The organism is Eggerthella sinensis (assembly GCF_003339815.1).
In the GTDB taxonomy this organism is placed as follows: Bacteria; Actinomycetota; Coriobacteriia; order Coriobacteriales; family Eggerthellaceae; genus Eggerthella; species Eggerthella sinensis.
Genome location: NZ_PPTT01000006.1, coordinates 128644 through 147138, shown reverse-complemented (window position 1 = coordinate 147138; position 18495 = coordinate 128644). Strand labels below are relative to the sequence as shown.

The following is an 18495-nucleotide window of genomic DNA, read 5'->3' as shown; positions in this document are numbered from 1 at the left end:
TGCGGATGGGGAGCTGGTGCAAGGTCCAATGACGGGTCGGGCATCGCGCTATGCCCCCTCCTCGGTAGCGGCGGGACGCGGCGACGCCACGGTTTGAGCGATTATATCAGAAACGCCCGCGCGCGCGATGCTCGCGGTGGTCAGCACGCCGTTGCGCACGGCGAGCGCGTTCGAGGACCCGTGACCCACGAGCAGCGCGCCCTTCACGCCGAGCAGCGGAGCGCCGCCGTACGTGTCGGGGCTCACCTGCGCCATGAGCTGCTTGAGCCCACCCTTGATGGCGAGCGCCCCCAGCTTCGTGAGCGGCGTGGACAGCATGATGCCCTTGAGCGTTTTGAACAGCGTCTTCGACGTGCCCTCGATGGTTTTGAGGCACACGTTGCCCGTGAAGCCGTCCGTGACGATGACGTCGAAATTGGCCGGCAGGATGTCCGACCCCTCCGCGTTGCCCGCGAAGTTCGGCAGCTGCTCCTTCAGCAGGGCGTGGGCCTCCTGGGCGAACTGCGAGCCCTTCGTGTCCTCCTCGCCGATGTTGAGCAGCGCCGCGCGCGGATGCTCGATGCCGATGATGCGCTCGGCGTAGATGGAGGCCATCTGGCCGAACTGCACGAGGTACTCGGGCTTGCAGTCGGCGTTCGCGCCGATGTCGCTCATGACGACGGGGCGCACGGGCGACGGGATGACGGTGGCGAGCGCGGGGCGGGCGACGCCCTTGATGCGGCCCATGACGAGCGTGCCCGCCGCAAGGCAGGCACCGGTGGAGCCGGCGGAGAAGAAGCCCTGCGCGGCACCCTCCTTCACGAGGCGACAGCCCACCACGATGGACGAGTCCTTCTTCTTGCGCACCGCGTTCGCGGGGTGCTCCGCCATGCCGATGACCTCGGTGCACACCTGCGCCGTGCAGCGCTCGTGCGCCGCCGCGAAGGGCTCCACGACGTCGGCCGGGCCGCACAGGATAACCGTGAGGCCCTCGTCGGCGGCAAGCGCCTGGGCAACGCCTTCGAGCACCACGCCAGGAGCGTCGTCGCCTCCCATGGCATCAACGGTGATGGTGACCTTATCGTCAGACATTTCGAAACCTCACTTCTCGCACTAAAGTCAGCGAGAGGCTTTGAGGTACCTGATATTGCCCCGCCGCGCGGCTGAGCGTACTTCGGTACGCGAAGGAAAGCGCACAAGGGGCAAGATCAGGTGCATCAAAGCCTCGCAGTGTCGGGCGGTTCCGCCGTTCGTAGAACGGCGGAACGCAAGAAAAGCCTCCCGGCGCATCACACGCGGGGGCGCGATGTGCGGGGAGGCTTGTCAATGCGCGGCAGCAGTACGCACGCGCATGGGCGGTGCGCTAGTCCGTCTCGATGACTTCGCGGTTCTTGTAGAAGCCGCAGTTCGGGCACACGCGATGCGGAAGCTTGACCTCGCCGCACTGCGGGCACACGGAACGCGAAGGCGCTGCGATTTTGTCGTTGCTGCTGCGACGGGCGTGGGTGCGGGCACGGCCCATTTTGCGCTTAGGTACTGCCATGATTCTCTATCTCCTTCTTTAAGCCGAGCGACGGGCGCTCGTTTCTCGCTTAAGTAAACACGCGAAACGGTATAGTATCAAAGCTCGAAGCTCACCGCAAGCCCCGATCATCCGCAAAGTCCAATCCGCATGGAGGTTTCACAACCGAACGCGCTCCTGCCGCGCCCTCGTCCGCGGGGCCGAACTGCATCTCGTAGTAGTGGGCGTACGTGCCGCCGAGGGCAAGCAGCTGCTCGTGGGTGCCGCGCTCGGCCACGCGGCCGTCCTCGACGACGGCGATGAGGTCGGCGTTGCGGATGGTGGACAGGCGATGCGCGATGACGAGCGTCGTGCGTCCCGCCGACAGCTCCTCGAGCGATTTCTGGATGGCCCGCTCGCTCTCGTTGTCGAGCGCGCTCGTGGCCTCGTCCAGGATGAGGATGCGCGGGTCCTTCAAGAACACGCGCGCGATGGCGATGCGCTGCTTCTGCCCGCCCGACAGCCGCGCGCCGCGCTCCCCCACGTACGTGTCGTAGCCGTCGGGCAGCCCGCGCACGAACTCGTCGATGTTCGCGCGGCGCGCCGCCTCCACGATCTCCGCCTGCGTGGCGTCGGGGCGCCCGTAGGCGATGTTGTCGCGGATGGTGCCGCCGAACAGGTACACGTCCTGCTGCACGATGCCGATGGCGTCGCGCAGTGATTCCACGGTGACCGTGCGGATGTCGATGTTGTCGATTTCCACCGACCCGCTCGCGGGGTCGTAGAAGCGCGGCAGCAGCGAGCAGGTGGTGGTCTTGCCGCCGCCCGAGGGACCCACGAGCGCCACCGTCGTGCCCGCCGGGATGGACAGGTCGAGCCCGCGCAGCACCTCGTGCTGCCCGTCGTAGCTGAAGTGCACGTCGCGGTAGCGCACCTCACCGGCCACGTGCCCGTCCGGGCCGCCGCAGCGGGCGCGCTCCGCGGCGTTGAGGTCCACCGCGTTCGGCGCATCGGCGATGTCGGGGCGCACGGCGAGCACTTCCATGAAGCGGCGGAAGCCCGCGTAGCCCTTCTGGAACGTCTCCACGAAGTTGATGAGCTGCTCGATGGGCGAGATGAAGATGCCGATGTACAGGGCGTAGATGGCCAGGTCGGTCACCGCGAGGCCGCCCGTTGCCACGAAGTAGCCGCCGCCCACGATGGTCACCGTGTACAGCACGCCGATGAACAGCGAGTTCACCGCGTGGAACGACCCCATGAAGCGGTACGAGCTCTCCTTGGTGGCCACGAAGCGTGCGTTCGTGCGGTCGAACTTCTTGATTTCCACGCGCTCGTTGCCGAACGACTTCACCACGCGAATGCCGCCGAGGGAATCCTGCAGGCGCGCGTTGATGTCGGCCATCTTCTTGCGGTTCTCGGTGAAGATGACGCGCTTCTGGTAGTTGCGCCAGAACGAGTACACGGCCAACAGCACGGTCGCGCCCAGCATGATGGCGGTGAGCGGCACGTTGATGAAGAACAGCAGCGTGAACGAGCCCACGATCTTGAGGATGCAGATGAACAGGTTCTCCGGCCCGTGGTGCGCGAGCTCCGAGATGTCGAACAGGTCGGTGACCAGCTTGCTCATCATCTCGCCGGTGTTGTTGCGGTCGTAGTACGAGAAGCTCAGGCGCTGGTACTGCCTGAACAGGTCCATGCGCATGTCGGCCTCCATGCGCGCGCCCATGATGTGGCCCCAGCTCGTGATAAAGTACTGGCAGGCCGTGCGCAGGCCGTACAGCGCGACGAACAGCAGCGTGATCCAGCCGAGCGAGGCGATGATGGCCTCGGGCGTGCTTTGGAAGTAGTCCTTCGTGAAGAAGCTGAGGAACTGCGGGAACGCCAAGTCGACGCCCGCGAGCACCGTGGCGCATACGAGGTCGAAGACGAAGAGGAACTTGTAGGGCTTGTAGTAGCTCGCGAACCGCGCGAACACCTGACGCGCCGACACCTGCGGCTCCTGCCCGTCCGCGGCATCGGGGGCGTGCTCGGACGCGGCGGCCTCGCGCTCGCGCTGCGCGGCGGCGCGGGCCTCCGCGGCGGCCTCGCGTCGCGCTTCGGCCTTCTTTCGGGTGAGGTTCTTGATGGTATCCATGTCGAACATTGTAGCGCTAGTCTGAGCGCCGAGCACTTCGAATCGACGCGGGGCGCGGCGTTTCGTCGGCTTCGCGTGCGTTCGGCGCCGCGGCTGCGCGGTGGGTTCTTGCCGTTTCATCGGGCCTCCTTCGCCGTCGGTTCGTCCTGCGGGGTATCGGCATCGCGTGCCCGACGCGCCTCGCGGCGCACGTGCAGCACATGCCCCGCCGCGCCGCGTCCGAACACGCCCACGTCGTAGCTGCCCGCGTACGCCACCGCCACGGCGATGAGCAGAAACGGCAGCGCCGCCCAGCCGAATATCTCGGCGCCCATGAGCAGCGCCGCGAATGGGCAGCGGCTTGCCGCAGCGAACAGCGCCGCCATGCCGATAGCGGCCGAGAACCCCGCCGGGGCGCCGGCGACGTGCCCGAGCGTGCAGCCCAGCAGCGCGCCGATGGTGAACATGGGCATGATCTCGCCGCCCTTGAAGCCGAAGCCCAGCACGAGCACGGTGAGCGCGGCCTTGATGGCGAAGTCGGGCCCGCCCGCCTCGCCGGCCAGCGCGCCGCGCAGAAGGCCCATGCCCGTGCCCTCGTACGCCTGCCAGCCGAACGCCAGCACGAGCGCGGCGAACAGCAGGCCGCCCGCCGCGACGGCGACGAAGGGGCGTCCCACCCGGTGGCGCACCACGCGGCGCAGCAGACGCAGCCCGCTCGCGAACAAAACGCCCGCCACGGCGCAGCACAGCCCCACGAGCAGGCAGTGCGCTGCGATGTCCCACGACATGCCGGGAAGGGCCACCTTCGGGATGACGTCGCCGATGCCGACGGCCCTCGCGATGAGGTAGGCGGTGACGGTGGCGATGAGCATGGTGGGCACGTGGCGCAGCACGGCGCGGTCGAAGCGCGCGAGCTCGAGCACGAACATCATGGAGCCGAGCGGGGCGAAGAACAGCGCGCTGAACGCCGCCGCCATGCCGAGCGCGGCGGGATAGCCGTCGGGAATGGTGCGGCCGCGGCGCCACACGGGCGCCAGCTTGAAGGGACGGCCGATCACCGAGCCCACCGACGCGCCCATTTGCAGCGCGCCCGACTCCATGCCCACCGACGCGCCGCCCAGCACGCTGAGGCACGTGCCCGCGAGGATGCCGGGAGCCACGCCGCCCGAGATGCGCTCGTTGGCGCGAAATTGGTCGATGACGTTGTCGGTGGCCAGGTTCACGGGCAGGCGCAGCAGCTTGTACAGCCCGATGGACGCGAGCCCGAAGGCGGGCAGCGCGAACAAGAGCCAGGGGTAGCGCGCCGAAAGGCCGCCCGCGAAGGTGACGGACAGGGTGAGCACGATGGACGCGGCAGCTCCCGCCGCGCCCACGACGAGGGCGAACGCCACATGGCGTGCGAGCTGCACGAGATCGACGCGGCCGTCCTGCGGGCCCTGCGCCTGTTCGCTTTCCTGCGCGGCCACGCCGCCACCTCCTTGCCGTCCTACCGTATCCGCACCATGGTACGCACACGGGACTCGACAAGGAGGCCGCAATCAGACCCGTTACCGCGCCGCTGCGAAACGGTCAGCGTTCGCCCGTCGCAAAAGAGCCCAGGTGAGCGCGGCGCAGAGCACAACGGGTATCGCCGGGGCGAATGGCAAGCCCGTCAACGCGGCCAAGAACCTGCCGTAGGCTTCGATGCCGCCCGGCACGGCCAAGAAGCAGCCGGGGATCACCACGGCCACGAGCGCGTAGAGGCCGATCAAGATCGCCACCGTCCATCCGGTGCCGACGCGCCGCTTCAGCACCGTCACGACAAGCGTGCACGACGCCACGGTCAGGTTGAGCAGGAACACCTGGATGAACAGGGCAGCCGAATAGGAGCCCGCCATGCGCAAGAAGAGCGACTGCTCGACCCAAAACCCCGGCACCGCCAGCGACATGACGGCGTCAAGAAGAGCGAACCCGAAGGCTTCGACCACGACGGCCAACGAGAAGATCGCGAACGTCTCCCTGCGCGTGAGCCCGCTTTGCAGGAACAAGCCGGCGTCCTTGTCGAAGGCGATCGCGGTCCAGAACACGAAGAAGAGGAACGCGAACGCATACGACCCGCCAAAACCAACCGACCCGAACCGCTCAAACCCCGTAAAGGGAAGGGCGATCACCTGGATCGCTCCCAGAAACGCCGCGACGCCGACGATGAAGAGAACGCCGTGCTTCAGCAGCTTGCGCATCTCGTAGCGCACGCCCATCTCGAGCTTCGTCATCGCTTGCTCCCTTCCGTCAGCTTCACGAACAGCTTCTGCAGGCTCATCGGGGCAAGCGTCAGCCGCTCATCGCCCGCCTCGGCGTCGAACGCGCCCTGGAGGTAGGCCACTTTGAGACCGCCGAGCTCGTCGATGCCGAGCACCTCGCGCCCTTCGCAGTACGCGTCGACATCCGCCGCGCGACCGGACACGCTGTAGCCGCTCGCACGCAGCTCTTCGGACGACGCTTGCAGGAGCACCCGCCCGTGGTCGATAACCGTCACCTGCTCCACGAGGTTCGCCACTTCCTCGATGAGGTGCGTGGCCACGATGATCGTGCGCTGCTTCTCCAGGTAGTCCTCGAGCAAAAGGCGGTAGAACAACTCGCGGGCGTTGGCGTCGAGACCCAGCACCGGCTCGTCGAGCAGCAAGTACGCTTCGGTCGTGGCCAACGCGATGGCCAGGCGATACACCGTCCGGTACCCCGTCGAGAGCGCGTCGATGGTCGCGTCGGCCTCAAGCCCGAACCGTTGCGCGATGGACAGGGCGGCATGCGGGTCGAAACCCTCGTGGAAGGCGGCCAGGTTCCGGTAGAGCCTGTCCACCCGCATCGTCTCGGGGTACAGATCGCACGGCCCGAACGCGTACACCTTGGCAAGCGCCGACGGGTTCTCCGTCACCGGCTCGCCGTCGACGAGCACCCGCCCCGACGTCGGAAACAGGCGGTTCGAAGCGATGCCCAGCAGCGTGGACTTCCCGGCTCCGTTGCGGCCGAGCAGCGCGTGGATCTTCCCCGCCTCGAACGCGAGCGACACGTTGTCGAGCGCCCTCGCCCCGCCGTAGCGCTTGGTGACGCCCTCGATTCGGATGCCCCGTTCCTCACTCATGTCCCAGCCCCTTCTCAACGAGTGCAAGCACCTGCTCCTTCGTCATGCCCAGCTTGCGCGCTTCGGCAACGAGCGCGTCCACATAGCGTTCGGCGAACGCCGCCTGCCGCTTCGCCCGGATGGCGGCGAGCGCGCCGTCGCTCACGTACATGCCCATGCCCCGCCGCTTGTAGATGATCCCCTCGTCCACGAGGAGGTTCATGCCCTTGAGCACGGTGTGCGGGTTGATGCCGAAGAGCGCCGCCACCTCGTTGGTGGACGGCACGCGATCGCCTTCGCCGTAGACGCCGGTGAACACGTCGTCCTCGATCGACTCGGCGATCTGGACGAACAGCGGCGTTTCAATGCTTGGATCGACCTTCATCCCCTGGTCCGTTTCTTGTTCGTTGGTTAGTCACTCAAGTAACTAACTAACATTGTAAAGAGGGTAAAGGGAGCTGTCAAGCCCCTTCGCACCCGCTCGCCCCCTGTGTCCTCACGACGCGCGAAAGCGGCCGCAGCGCGAAGCTGCAGCCGCCAACTGTCCGTTCGCTTTTGTTTCACGTGAAACACTCGTTCGCGCAAACAGATGTTTCACGTGAAACATCCGCAAGCGAAAAAGCTATCGCCGCGCGCCCTGGAACACGACGCCCTCGTCCTTGCACAGGTGCTGCACGGCGGTGCGGGCCGTTTCCGCCGCGGTGGGCAGGCCGCCGGGGGCCGTGATGCGCTGCCCGGCGAAGTAGGCGTGCGCGATGCCCGCGGGCTTCGACGGGTAGCTGACCATCTTCTCGCCCGGCTTCATGTTCGACATCCACGAGCCCTTGTAGGAATGCAGATAGCGCTCGTACGTGAGCGGCGTGGCCACGTCCCACACGTCCACCCTGCCCTCGATCTGCGGGTACTTCTTCGCGAGCGCGGCGATGACCGCCTCGGCGAGGCGTTGCTTCTCCTGGGCGTACGTGCCGTCGGCCAAGCGATCCGCCCACCAGTCGTACGTGTCGCCGTTGAGGAACAGGGTGAGCGCCGTGCAGCCCTCGGGCGCGTAGTCTTCGTAGGCCGCGTAGTTGTTGATGGCCAGGTTATCGTGGCGCTGCCCGCCGCAGAACACGGGCTCGCTCACGGGGAAGCCGACGCTTTCGGGCACGTCGGAGAGGTCGGCGCGGATGCCGAGGCTCACGAACGTGTCGAGGATGGGGCTGACGTTCGCGCGCAGCCGCTGCGCCCAGTCCTCGACGAGGGGCGGGTCGAACAGCTCGTCGATGGCCATGCGCAGATCCTGCGTCACGATCACGGCGTCGAAGGCGCGCCGCTCGCCGTTCACGACGAGGCCAACGGCCCGCCCGTCCTCCACCGTCACCCGCTCCACCGGGCAGCGGTACTCGATCGTGCCGCCCAGCCCTTGATACGTCTCAGCGATGCGCGCGGCCATGGCAAGCGAGCCGCCCAGCGGGTAGCCGCCGTCGCCCGAAGCGAGCGTGGCCAGCGTGAACGCGAGGCCCATGGCGCTCATGTCCTCGCCCACCATGCCGGAGAACAGGGTGCGCAGCAGCGGGCTCGAGAAACGCTCGGCGAAGGTGCCGGCGGTCTGGCCCGCGTAGAACGGCATGCGCATCATCGACGGCACCATGGCCAGCATGCTCAGGGGGCTCGCCGCGCGTTTGGAGGCTGTCTGCACGCCCTTGACGTCGGTGATGGGCATGTCCACCTTCATGAACTTCCGCACGTCCTTCGTCAGGCGGCGTATCTCGCGCTCGTCTTCGGGCGCGACGTCGATCAGGTGCGCCTCGAGCCGGTCGATGTCGCGGTACAGGCAGATGGTCTGCTCCTCGAACTCGTAGACGAGGAAGGGGTCGCGATTGTAGATGGGAACGTCGGGATTGAGCGCGCCGATCTCGTTCCACACGGCGTTGAGCGCCGTGCGCGGCGACGATCCCGTCAGCCAGTGCATGCCGCCCTCGAACAGGTAGCCCTTCCGCCTCCAGCTGGTGGAAGCCCCGCCGGGGATGGTGTGCGATTCGAAGATGGTCGCGTCGAAGCCGCTCTGACGCGCGTACACGCCCGCCGTCAGCCCTGCGATGCCCGCTCCCACGATTGCCACGTGCGCCATGATCTACCTCTTCCTCACGATGTCGACGATCCATGCGCTGTCGGGACACGGCATGTCCGGGTTGAGCGCCAGTTCTTCCGCGATACCTTGGATGGCGCACCAGAAGGCAATCGAAAGCGCCACGGGGTCGCCCTCGCGGATGGTGCCCTCGCGCTGCCCGCGGCGCACGATCTCGGCCGTCGGCGTGTGCACGTCGAGGCCGGCGAGCAGCGTGCGCGCGCCCTCGGGCACGGCTTCGTCCATGAGGGCGTTGCCCATGAGCACGAACATGTCGGCCATGGCGGGCTCGTCGCGCAGAAATCCCATGATGCCCGCGGCCGCCCCCTCGAAGAACGAGAGCGCGTCGCCCTCGGCCGCCATGGCCCCCACCATGCCCATGGGACCCTCGACGCCCAGCTTCACCAGCTCCTCGTACAGCTTCTCCTTCGAGTCGAAGTAGTGGAACATGAGACCCGTGCTCATGCCCACCGCTTCCGCGATGTCGCTCACCTTCGTCGCCGCATACCCTTTGCGCACGAACAGCCTGAGCGCCTCCCCGAGGATCTCCTGCCGCCGCCGTTCCCGCTGCTCCTGCCGCGTCACCATTCGTTGAACTTCCTTTCATTGAATTTCTGTTCAACATTGTAGCATGGGCGGAGGCGAAGGGGAAGAGGAGCCCTCCCCTCCATGGCGCGGAGAGGGATGTACGACCGGAAGGAGTATGCCGCGCCGATTCGTGACGGGGGCGGCGTGCGATCGGCGCGGTATTGGACGCCCTGCTCCCCCGCCCTCTGCCGCGCCAAGAAGGAAGAAAGCTGGGAGAAAAAAGAAAACGGCGGGCCGTCTCCGGCCCGCCGTCGTTCGGTTCGCTTCGCGCAAACGCCGCTTCCTAGTTCTGATCGAACGGGAAGTCCTTGAGCGCCGCAAAGGGGTTCGGCGGCGTGTCGTCGTCATCGTCGGGCACCGGCTCGCAGCCGCAGGGGCCCTCGTTGAGGTTCGCGCCGCACTGCGGGCACAGGCCCCGGCACTCGTCGTCGCACAGCGGGATGAGCGGGAATTCCAGCAGCAACGCCGCGGTGATGAGCGGCTCGAGGTCGATGATGTTGTCGGATGGCAGCACCTCGAACTCGTCGTCGTCCATGTCCTCGGGCGCGGCCTTCGTCTCGTCGAGCAGGTAATACCCCTCGACGTCTCCCGTGACGGAGAAGCCGAACGCGTCGAGGCAGCGGGCGCAGGCTGTCTTGGCCTCGCCTTCAACCGTGCCGGTGACCAGCAGGGCATCGCCCGTGTTCGTGATGTCCACCTGCCAGGACAGCGGCTCGGCGAAATCGTACAGATCCGGACCCGCCTTGATGACGGGGATGGCCACGGTTCCCTCAAAATGAGAACTCTCCGCCGGTGCGAAGAGCTCGGAAGGTATATGGATGCGCAGCGATTCCATTAGCGCCCCGATGCGAGGGAGTTGGCGTTCAGGCGGTCGCGGCAGCGGCGCACGTTGTTGAGCAGCGTGTCGAGGCTCTGCTCCACGTGGCCGAACACTTCGTCGGCGTAGTCCTCGGCGCCGGCGCGCGTCTGGCGCTCCAGCTCGCGGGCGTCGGAAAGCACCTGATCGGCCTGCTGCTGGGAGATGCGGACGATCTCCTGCTCGCTGGCGATGGTCATAGCCTGGCTGCGCGCGTCCTCGATCATGCGATTGGCCTCGGCCTCAGCGTCGTCGAGCAGACTCTGGCGCTCGCGCACGATCTGACGGGCTTGGGCGAACTCGCTGGGGAACGTGTCGCGGATTTCATCCATGATCTCGAACGCCGCGGCGATGTCGACCTGGCGCATGTTGCCCTTGCCGAAAACCGGCTTAGAGTCCTCAAGCAGAATCGAGAGCTCTTCCAACAGCCCCAAGACTCCTGTTTCGTCCATGATTGTCCTTCCACCCAGGCGTGCTGCGTTTCATCTGCGTTGGCGCACACGGGTATCTTCGCGTGCATGCGTCGCAATATTCTAGCATGTATGCTGGGAAAACCAACCTCCAATGCACAAAGCGTGCACATTTTACCCGGTCGGGCCCGTGCCGACACCAAACTGTGAGGTGCGCGCACCCCGTTTCGTGTTAGGCGTTCGCGAACTTCTCGAGCAGCGCCTCGTTCACGCACGCGGGCACGAACTGCGCCACGTCGCCGCGCAGGCTGGCGATCTCGCGCACGATGGACGACGAGAGGTACATGTACTGCGGGGGCGACATGATGAACAGCGTCTCGAGCTCCTGGTTCAATTGGTAGTTGAGCGCCGTCATCTGGAATTCATATTCGAAGTCGGTGATGGCGCGCAGGCCCTTGATGACCACGGTGGCGTCGAGGCGCGCGGCGAGGTCCACGAGCAGCTCGTCGAAGGGCTCCACGCGCACGTTCGGCAGATGGCTCGTGGCCTGACGCACGAGTTCGGCACGCTCCTCGAGCGTGAACAGCGGCTTCTTCTTCGGTGATGCGGCCACGGCCACCACCACCTCGTCCACCAGCTGCGCCGCGCGGGTGATGACATCGAGGTGCCCGCTCGTGATGGGGTCGAACGTTCCGGGCGTCAGTGCACGTTTCATGTGTGAATCCATTCCTTTTAAGCGTATCTCAGCATGGTGCGTCGGGCAATGCTGCCACGCGCAGCACGTCCACGACAGTATCCCCGTACTTCTTGCGCTGCGCAATAGACAAATCGCGCGCTTTTGCCGCATCGTCCACCGCATCGCTCGCGCCCGCCGCGTGCTCGTACACCACGAGCGCGTCGTCGGCGAGGGCCGCGCGCGAGCGCAGCGCGCTCACGAAGTCGAGCACGGCCGCCGCGTCGCAGGCGTACGGCGGGTCGAGGAACACGAGGTCGAACGGCGGCCGCGCGTACGGCACGTCCTTGAGCACGTCGCCCTTGCGCACGCGCGCGCGGCGGGCGTCGAGCCCGAGCGCGGCGACGTTCGCGTTGAGCGCCTTGAGCGCCTCCCCTGCGCGCTCGCAGAACTGCACGCACCGCGCGCCGCGGCTGAGCGCCTCGAGCCCGAGCGCGCCCGAGCCTGCGAACGCGTCGAGCACCACGGCGTCGTCGAAGCCGTCGCGCGCGCTGTTCACCACGCTCATCATGGCCTCCCGCACGCGGTCGGTGGTGGGGCGAGTGCCCTCCCCCTTCGGCGCCTTGAGCACGCGGCCCCGGTACTCGCCGGCTATGATTCTCATCGATCAGCCTCCTTGGGACACATGGTCGTGGGCGTACATGAGGCGCACTTCGCGCGCGAGCGCGCGGTGCGCCGGCGCTTCGAGGTTCGGGTCCTCGGCCATGATGGCCGCCGCATCGCCGTGCGCGGCCTCGATCACCGCGCCGTCGCGCACGACGTTCACCAGCTTGAGGCCCGAGGCGCCGTGCTGCCGGTTGCCCAGGATGTCGCCCTCGCGGCGCAGCGACAGGTCGTAGCTGGCCAGCTCGAAGCCGTCGTCGGTGCGCTCCATGGCGGCGAGGCGCGTGAGCGCGGCGTCGGACTTCGACGCCGACACGAGGTGCACTTCGGCGGCCTTCTCGCCGCGGCCGACGCGGCCGCGCAGCTGATGGAGCTGCGAGAGGCCGAAGCGGTCGGCATCCTCCACGATCATGACGGTGGCGTTGGGCACGTCCACGCCCACCTCGATGACCGTCGTGGCCACCAGCACGTGCGTCTCCCCCGCGCGGAAGCGCTGCATGACGGCCTGCTTCTCGGCGCTCGGCATGCGGCCGTGCAACAGCTCCACCTGGTAGTCGGCGAACACCGTCGTCTGCAGGTAGGACGCCTCCTTCGTGGCGGCGGCCACGTCGTCGCCCGCCAGGTCGGTGTCGTCCTCGATGCTGATGGCGGCGTACTCGTAGGCCTCTTCGTCGGCCTCGCGTCGCCGGCCGCCCGTGCCGCCGCCCGACGCCTTCGCGTCGCGCTCACCGGTGTCCTGGCCGATGAGCGGGCACACCACGTACACCTGCTCGCCGCGCCCGAGCGCCGCGCGGGCCGCGTCGTAGGCGTGGCCGCGGTCGGTTTTCTGGTGCACGAACGTGGTGCGCCGGGCCGCGTCGTGCGGCCGGTGCTTGAGGTAGGACAGCGTCAGGTTGCCGAACAGGGCCAGGGCGAGCGAGCGCGGGATGGGCGTTGCCGTGAGGTACAGCGCGTCGGGCGCGTCGCCCTTCGCCAGCAGCTTCGCGCGCTGCTCCACGCCGAAGCGCTGCTGCTCGTCGATCACCACGAGGCTCAAGCGCTGCGGCGCCACGTCGTCCTCGAGCAGCGCGTGGGTGCCGATGAGCACGTCCACCGTGCCGCCCGCCACGCGCGCGAGGATGGCCTCGCGCTCCGCAGGCGCCGTCGAGCCCGTCAGCACCTCCCAGGTGACGCCCGCGGCGTCGAACAGCGGCCCCAGGCTCTTGCCGTGCTGCCGCGCCAGCACCTCGGTGGGCGCCATGAGGAGGGCCTGCGTGCCCGTGTCGGCGGCGGCGGCCAGCGCGAACGCCGCGACGACGGTCTTGCCGGTGCCCACGTCGCCCAGCAGCAGGTGGTTCGCCGTCTGCGGAGCCGCGAGCGAGGCCAGGATGTCGTCCTTCGCGCGCACCTGCTCGTCGGTGAGCTGGAACGGCACCGCGGCGGCCAACGCGGCCACGTGCTGGCCGTCGGTCACGTGCCGCACGGCAACGCGTCCGTCGCTGCGCTCACGCGACTCGCGCATGAGCATGAGCTCGAGCAGCAGCAGCTCCTCGTACACGAGGCGGCGGCGCGCTTCGGCCACCTCGTCCATCGCATGCGGGAAGTGGATGCACGCCAGCGCCGCGCTGCGGCTCATGAGGCGATATTTCGCGCGCAGCTCGAGCGGCAGCGGGTCGTACAGCCCGGCCGTCGCTCCCAGCGCGTTGCCCACGAGGCGGCGCATCCAGGCGGCCGATATCTTCTCGCAGGCGGGATGCACGGGGATGATCATGCCCTCCGCCGCGCCCTCGCCGTCGAGCACCTCGAGGTAGGGGTTCGTCATGCGCTTGAACCCGAAGTTGAATTCCAGCTTGCCCGCCACGGCGATGCGCATGCCGGCGCGCACCTGGTCCATGAGCCACGGCTGCCGAAAGCACGTCACCATGAGCAGCCCCGTGCTGTCCACGAGCGACACCTCCACGAGCGACAGGCGCGGCTTCGGGCGCTTGAGCTTGATCTCGTGCACCGTCCCTTCGATGGTGCACTGCTCGCCGATGCGCGCGGCGGCCACCGTGGCCTTGCGCGACAGGTCGATGTAGCGGCGCGGGAAGTGGGTGGCCAGGTCGCGCACCGTGCGGATGCCGAGCGCGTCGAGCGCGCGGGCGCGGCCCGGGCTCACCAAACGAACGCGCCCGACAGGTTCGTCGAGCGCGAGCGTGGCAGCCAAGCGATCAGGCGCGTTGGTGTCGAGGGTGTTCGGCAAGGGCCGCTACTCCACCGACATCACGACGGGGTACAGGGGCTGATCGCCGCGGTGCGCGTCGATCTCGAGGTCGTCGTAGGCGCCCTCGATGCGCTCGATGAGCGCGTTGAAGGCGTCCTCGTCCAAGTCCTCGCCCGCGAGGATGGTGAGCGTGTCGGCGTCGGCGGCGTCCATCGTGTCGAGCAGCGACATGACCACGTCCTCGGTGGACGACCCCACGGCTTCGATGGCGCCGTCGGCGATGCCGATGACGTCGCCCTCCTTGATGGGATTGTCGTGCGCGTCCTTAGAATCCTTGATGGCCGTGGTCACTTCGCCGGTTTTCACCTCGTCGTAGGCCTCGGTCATCGACTCGACGTTCTCCTCGAGGCTTGCGTCCTCGTCGAAGCCGAACAGCGCGGCGAAGGCCTCGGGCACGCTCTTCGTGGGCACGACGGCGCAGGGGAACTCGGCCAGATCGCAGGCGGTTTGGGCCGCCATGATGATGTTCTTGTTGTTCGGCAGGATGATGACGGCGTCGGCGTTCACCTCGCCGGCGGCGTCGAGCAGGTCCTTCGTCGAGGGGTTCATGGTCTGCCCGCCGGACACCACCACGTCCACGCCGAGGCTCTTGAGGATCTTCGCGTTGCCCTCGCCCGCGGCCACGGCCACGAATCCGAGCGGCTTAGCACTCGCCTCCTGCTCGGCGGCCAGCGCGTCGGTGCGCGCCGCGCTCTGCTGCTGCATGTTGTGGATGTGCACCTCGGAGATCTGCGCGTCGTGCGTGAGGAACCAGCCGAGCACCTGGTCGGGGCGGTTCGAGTGCACGTGCACCTTGAAGTTGGGGTGCATGCCCACCATGAGGTCGCAGTCGCCCATCGTGGGCAGGAACTCCTTGGCGGCTTCTTCGTCCACCGTGTCGGAGTGCACGAGGAACTCGGTGCAGTAGCGGTAGGCCGAGCCCTCCCAGTCGTTGATCTGCTCGATCTCGACCTTCGGGGCGGTGCCGCGCGCGAACGCCAGCTCGTCGACCATGGGGCCTTCCTTGCCCATGAGCGCCGAGGCGAACGCGTCGAAGAAGATGGCCAAGCCGAAGCCGCCGGCGTCCACCACGCCGTTCTCCTTGAGGACGGGCAGCAGGTCGGGCGTGCGCTGCACGGAGGCGTAGGCCTCCTCCACGACGTGGGCCAGGGCCTCGTCGGTGCCGAGCTTCTTCTTGCGCGCGTACTTCGCGGCGGCGGCGCTGTCGCGCAGCACGGTGAGGATGGTGCCCTCCACCGGCTTGCGCACGGCCTGGAACGCCACTTCCTGGGACTTCGCGAACGCCGCGTCGATGCTTTCGGCGTTCAGCTCGTCGTGTCCCACGCTGCCCTCGCACAAACCGCGCAGGATCTGCGAGGTGATGACGCCGGAGTTACCGCGAGCGCCCATGAGCGCGCCGGTGGTGATCGCCTTGCGAATGTCCGCGCCTTCGGCCCCGATGGGCAGATGGGCCAGGTTCTCGACAACGGTCTCCAGCGTGAGCGACATGTTCGTGCCCGTGTCCCCGTCGGGCACGGGGAACACGTTCAAGCGGTTGATCTCGTCCTTGCGCTCGCTCAGCGTTTTGCTGGCAACGGCGATGGCGTTGAGCAGATCGTTCGCGGTATAGGGTTCTGACATGCTTTCGATTCTCCTTAAACGTAATGCCGCGGAGCACCGCACCCCTCTCGGGCGGTCAGCGGCTCATCATGACAGGGGTTGGCGCGTTACTTGCGCACCTTGACGCCCTGCACGTGCACCTCGACGCCGTCGAGCGGGACGCGCGCGTACTCGGTCAGTGCGAACGTGACCTGGTCGATGAGGTTCTGCGACACCGTGTTGATGTTCGTGCCGTACTCGATGACCACGTAGAGCTCGACGTGCACGCCGGCTTCCGTCGTCGTGACCACCACGCCGCGGCGCAGCCGGGACGTGGGGAGTATCTTCGCGATGCCGTCGACTGCGGTCGGGGCGGCCATGCCCACGACGCCGTAGCACTCGAGCGCTGCATTGCCGACCATGTCGGCCAGAACATCATTGGCAACGTGGAGGTTGCCTGCTATCGTATCGTTCATGGCATTCCTTTCACGGCGCGGCGCAGCCGCGCACGACAAAAAACCTGCTAAAGCAGTATACCGCAACGACCCGCGCGTGTGCGGCGCACCTGGTGGCAGCGGCGCGTATACTACATGAAAAATGCTTGTAACCCTCCGATCTAATGTGCTATAGTATGAGGGCTTTTTTGTCATCAACGGCCTTTGCCGATGAGAAACCAACGTACATGGAGTGATGAACGATGTCGAAGATTTGTGAAGTTTGCGGTAAAGCGCCGAGCGCAGGGCGCAACATCAGCCACTCGCACCGCGTGACGAACCGCTGGTTCCGTCCCAACATTCAGAAGGTGACGATCAAGGACAAAGAGGGTCATGTCCGCAAGGCGAACGTCTGCACGAAGTGCATGAAGGCCGGCAAGGTCGAGCGCGCGTAATCGTGCTTTCGTCGGCCGCGCGGCCGACGAACAATCCCGACGCTGAAAAAGCCCGCTCGCGCGGGCTTTTTGTCGTTCTGCTGCGCGCTGCCTGCTACTCCAGGATGAGCAGGCGGCCGCATTGCGGGCAGGGCGCCACGTTGCCCTGGCCCTGCATGTCGATGAGACGGCCGCCCTCGATGGCCATGCGGCACACGCCGCAGTTCGAGCCCTGCAAACGCCCCACCGCCACGCCGCCGGTGCGCGCCGCCGTTTTCTCGTACGTGTCGAGCAGCTCCTTCGGCAGCGAGGACGCCAGCATGGCGCGCTCGGCCTCGATGCGCGCGGCGGCATCCTTGAGCGCGCCGCCCTGCTTCACGAACGCGGCCGTTGCTTCGGCCTCCTGACGCTCGAGCCCTGCGAGGGCCGCGGTCACCTGCGCCTGCACGCCCTCGATCTTCGCCAGCTCCTCGCTCACCGTGTTCAGCTCGGCTTCCAGCGTGTTGCGGCGCTTCGCGAACCCGTTGAGCTCCTTGGTGCGCGCCTCCACGCCGCGGTAGTCGCCGCGCACCGCATCGATCTCGCCCTGCACGTGACGCTGTTTCTCGGCGAGGGACGCGTCCTCTTCGTCGATGTGCGCAAGCTGCGCGTCGGCCTTCGCATGGAGCGCGTCGAGCTGGGCGCGCTTCTGCTCGATGGCCTTCTTCTTGGAGCGGGCTTCGAGGATGACCGCACGCTGCGGGAGCTCCTCGAGCTGCTTCTTGACGCGCAGGGCCTCGAGGTCGAGGTGCTGCATCTTGAGCAACGTGGCAAGATCGTCGGTGTCTACGTGCATGCGCTTCCTTTGTTCGCGTGGCGCGCCGCCGCTGCGACGCTGCCTCTATTATACCCGCAGAGTTTCGGGGTACGACCAGTTATCTCCCTGATCCACCACCATAACCAGATCGCCGGGGATGCCCACGCTCTCCACCGCGTCGGCCAGCACCGCGACGAGTGGCAGCTCGCTCGTGTCGTGGCCGAGGTCGATGATGGCGAGGCCCGCCTGCGAGAGCTCGAGCGCATCGTGGTACTTGATCTCGCCGCACACGAGGCAGTCCACCTGGGCCTGCAAACACGCCCTGCCGAGGTCGCCGGCCGATCCCGTGGCGGTGACCACGCGGTCGAGCTCGCGCGGGAAGTCGCCCCACACGCGCGGCGTGCGCCCGAACACCGAGGTGCAGCGCGCGGCGAGCTGGCCGAGCGTGAGCCCGTCGTCCTCGCCGAGGGTGCACAGCTGGCCGTAGCCCTTGTCGCGCGAGCCCGGGATGGGCACGAGCACCTGTTGGAAGTTCAGGTTGAGCATGCCGGGGAGCACGCGCTGCGCGCGCACGCTCACGTCGAGGGCCGTGTGGTACGACAGGATGGACACGCCGCGCTCGACGGCGCGCCACACGCCCGCGCCGGGGTTGGCGGCCACCGACGACGCCGGCATGAACGAGGAGGGCGGCGCGAGGAAGGCCGGATGATGGGTGACCAGCACGTTCGCGCCTGCGTTGGCGGCGTTCTCGATGGCTTCGACCGTGGGGTCGAGCGCGACGGCCACGCCGGTGACGAGACGGGCCGGGTCGCCCACCGTCATGCCCGTGCGGTCCCACGCCTCGGCGTCGGCCGCCGGAAACTCGGCCAGCAGCGCCCGCTCGAGCGCACCGGTGGTGACGGCGGAGACGGGCTTGGACAGCACGCCCGATGCGCGCTGCGCGAGGCCCTTCTGCGTTTTATCGTCTTTCTGGCTCTTCTTCGCTGCAACCATGTGATCAAGTCCTTTCGGTCCTGGAATACGC

Annotated in this window: 19 protein-coding genes; 1 reads left to right on the top strand and 18 read right to left on the bottom strand. The window is 67.3% G+C overall.

The genetic code is table 11. The features are described from left to right. Window positions 1-48 precede the first annotated feature (48 nt). The 16 genes from plsX to C1876_RS05165 all read right to left on the bottom strand — a co-directional run bounded on the left by plsX (window position 49) and on the right by C1876_RS05165 (window position 16283). Entirely contained in the window at window positions 49-1071 is a 1023-nt protein-coding gene (plsX, locus tag C1876_RS05240; protein WP_114545664.1) for a phosphate acyltransferase PlsX, read from the bottom strand. Window positions 1072-1342: 271 nt separating this feature from the next. Beyond that, on the bottom strand, window positions 1343-1522 hold the full coding sequence (gene rpmF, locus C1876_RS05235) for a 50S ribosomal protein L32 (RefSeq protein ID WP_101722275.1): 180 nt from the start codon (window positions 1520-1522) through the stop codon (window positions 1343-1345). Window positions 1523-1613: 91 nt separating this feature from the next. Continuing rightward, window positions 1614-3734 carry an ABC transporter ATP-binding protein gene (locus C1876_RS05230; RefSeq protein WP_244910048.1) on the bottom strand — a complete coding sequence of 707 codons (2121 nt, stop codon included), beginning with the start codon at window positions 3732-3734 and terminating at the stop codon, window positions 1614-1616. After that, window positions 3731-5059: a chloride channel protein gene (locus C1876_RS05225; RefSeq protein WP_244910047.1), complete on the bottom strand. Its 1329-nt coding sequence runs from the start codon at window positions 5057-5059 to the stop codon at window positions 3731-3733. The genes C1876_RS05230 and C1876_RS05225 overlap by 4 nt, the downstream gene beginning before the upstream one ends. Window positions 5060-5140: 81 nt before the next feature. Beyond that, window positions 5141-5845 (bottom strand): hypothetical protein, encoded by a 705-nt coding sequence (locus tag C1876_RS05220; protein ID WP_114545663.1) that lies wholly within the window; start codon window positions 5843-5845, stop codon window positions 5141-5143. After that, window positions 5842-6711: an ATP-binding cassette domain-containing protein gene (locus tag C1876_RS05215; RefSeq protein ID WP_114545662.1), complete on the bottom strand. Its 870-nt coding sequence runs from the start codon at window positions 6709-6711 to the stop codon at window positions 5842-5844. Before C1876_RS05215 ends, C1876_RS05220 begins: the two co-directional genes overlap by 4 nt. Next, window positions 6704-7075, bottom strand: coding sequence for a GntR family transcriptional regulator (locus C1876_RS05210; protein WP_114545661.1), 372 nt, complete (start codon window positions 7073-7075; stop codon window positions 6704-6706). Before C1876_RS05210 ends, C1876_RS05215 begins: the two co-directional genes overlap by 8 nt. Before the next feature lie 237 nt (window positions 7076-7312). Beyond that, window positions 7313-8800: a phytoene desaturase family protein gene (locus C1876_RS05205; protein ID WP_114545660.1), complete on the bottom strand. Its 1488-nt coding sequence runs from the start codon at window positions 8798-8800 to the stop codon at window positions 7313-7315. A 3-nt stretch (window positions 8801-8803) separates the two neighbouring features. Next, window positions 8804-9385, bottom strand: coding sequence for a TetR/AcrR family transcriptional regulator (locus C1876_RS05200; RefSeq protein WP_114545659.1), 582 nt, complete (start codon window positions 9383-9385; stop codon window positions 8804-8806). 283 nt (window positions 9386-9668) lie between these two features. Further along, entirely contained in the window at window positions 9669-10148 is a 480-nt protein-coding gene (locus C1876_RS05195; protein ID WP_244910046.1) for a YceD family protein, read from the bottom strand. 71 nt (window positions 10149-10219) lie between these two features. Beyond that, the gene (locus C1876_RS05190; protein ID WP_009304513.1) at window positions 10220-10693 is read right to left on the bottom strand and encodes an ATP synthase subunit B family protein; all 474 of its coding nucleotides are present in this window, start codon (window positions 10691-10693) and stop codon (window positions 10220-10222) included. 190 nt (window positions 10694-10883) lie between these two features. Beyond that, window positions 10884-11366, bottom strand: a complete 483-nt coding sequence (gene coaD / locus C1876_RS05185; protein ID WP_114545657.1) for a pantetheine-phosphate adenylyltransferase — start codon at window positions 11364-11366, stop codon at window positions 10884-10886. 28 nt (window positions 11367-11394) lie between these two features. Further along, window positions 11395-11988 (bottom strand): 16S rRNA (guanine(966)-N(2))-methyltransferase RsmD, encoded by a 594-nt coding sequence (gene rsmD / locus C1876_RS05180; protein WP_114545656.1) that lies wholly within the window; start codon window positions 11986-11988, stop codon window positions 11395-11397. Between the two features lie 3 nt (window positions 11989-11991). Next, entirely contained in the window at window positions 11992-14208 is a 2217-nt protein-coding gene (locus C1876_RS05175) for an ATP-dependent DNA helicase RecG (protein WP_114545655.1), read from the bottom strand. Between the two features lie 6 nt (window positions 14209-14214). Next, window positions 14215-15849: a DAK2 domain-containing protein gene (locus C1876_RS05170; protein ID WP_114545654.1), complete on the bottom strand. Its 1635-nt coding sequence runs from the start codon at window positions 15847-15849 to the stop codon at window positions 14215-14217. Between the two features lie 86 nt (window positions 15850-15935). Beyond that, entirely contained in the window at window positions 15936-16283 is a 348-nt protein-coding gene (locus C1876_RS05165; RefSeq protein ID WP_114545653.1) for an Asp23/Gls24 family envelope stress response protein, read from the bottom strand. A gap of 221 nt (window positions 16284-16504) precedes the next feature. Here C1876_RS05165 and rpmB point away from each other — a divergent pair, with 221 nt between their 5' ends. Further along, window positions 16505-16696 carry a 50S ribosomal protein L28 gene (gene rpmB, locus C1876_RS05160; protein ID WP_114545652.1) on the top strand — a complete coding sequence of 64 codons (192 nt, stop codon included), beginning with the start codon at window positions 16505-16507 and terminating at the stop codon, window positions 16694-16696. A 94-nt stretch (window positions 16697-16790) separates the two neighbouring features. On the opposite strand, the gene C1876_RS05155 is transcribed toward rpmB, so the two are convergent. Both C1876_RS05155 and C1876_RS05150 read right to left on the bottom strand, forming a co-directional pair. After that, complete coding sequence (locus tag C1876_RS05155; RefSeq protein WP_114545651.1) at window positions 16791-17510, bottom strand: zinc ribbon domain-containing protein; 720 nt, start codon at window positions 17508-17510, stop codon at window positions 16791-16793. Window positions 17511-17558: 48 nt separating this feature from the next. After that, complete coding sequence (locus tag C1876_RS05150; RefSeq protein ID WP_114545650.1) at window positions 17559-18464, bottom strand: Nif3-like dinuclear metal center hexameric protein; 906 nt, start codon at window positions 18462-18464, stop codon at window positions 17559-17561. Window positions 18465-18495: the final 31 nt, after the last annotated feature.

Coding starts and splice junctions, on each gene's coding strand:
- C1876_RS05215 (WP_114545662.1), bottom strand. CDS start 6,711: ATGAGTGAGGAACGGGGCATCCGAATCGAGGGCGTCACCAAGCGCTAC.
- C1876_RS05150 (WP_114545650.1), bottom strand. CDS start 18,464: ATGGTTGCAGCGAAGAAGAGCCAGAAAGACGATAAAACGCAGAAGGGC.
- plsX (WP_114545664.1), bottom strand. CDS start 1,071: ATGTCTGACGATAAGGTCACCATCACCGTTGATGCCATGGGAGGCGAC.
- C1876_RS05230 (WP_244910048.1), bottom strand. CDS start 3,734: ATGAAACGGCAAGAACCCACCGCGCAGCCGCGGCGCCGAACGCACGCG.
- rpmF (WP_101722275.1), bottom strand. CDS start 1,522: ATGGCAGTACCTAAGCGCAAAATGGGCCGTGCCCGCACCCACGCCCGT.
- rsmD (WP_114545656.1), bottom strand. CDS start 11,988: ATGAGAATCATAGCCGGCGAGTACCGGGGCCGCGTGCTCAAGGCGCCG.
- C1876_RS05170 (WP_114545654.1), bottom strand. CDS start 15,849: ATGTCAGAACCCTATACCGCGAACGATCTGCTCAACGCCATCGCCGTT.
- C1876_RS05205 (WP_114545660.1), bottom strand. CDS start 8,800: ATGGCGCACGTGGCAATCGTGGGAGCGGGCATCGCAGGGCTGACGGCG.
- C1876_RS05210 (WP_114545661.1), bottom strand. CDS start 7,075: ATGAAGGTCGATCCAAGCATTGAAACGCCGCTGTTCGTCCAGATCGCC.
- C1876_RS05155 (WP_114545651.1), bottom strand. CDS start 17,510: ATGCACGTAGACACCGACGATCTTGCCACGTTGCTCAAGATGCAGCAC.
- C1876_RS05200 (WP_114545659.1), bottom strand. CDS start 9,385: ATGGTGACGCGGCAGGAGCAGCGGGAACGGCGGCGGCAGGAGATCCTC.
- coaD (WP_114545657.1), bottom strand. CDS start 11,366: ATGAAACGTGCACTGACGCCCGGAACGTTCGACCCCATCACGAGCGGG.
- C1876_RS05220 (WP_114545663.1), bottom strand. CDS start 5,845: ATGACGAAGCTCGAGATGGGCGTGCGCTACGAGATGCGCAAGCTGCTG.
- rpmB (WP_114545652.1), top strand. CDS start 16,505: ATGTCGAAGATTTGTGAAGTTTGCGGTAAAGCGCCGAGCGCAGGGCGC.
- C1876_RS05190 (WP_009304513.1), bottom strand. CDS start 10,693: ATGGACGAAACAGGAGTCTTGGGGCTGTTGGAAGAGCTCTCGATTCTG.
- C1876_RS05165 (WP_114545653.1), bottom strand. CDS start 16,283: ATGAACGATACGATAGCAGGCAACCTCCACGTTGCCAATGATGTTCTG.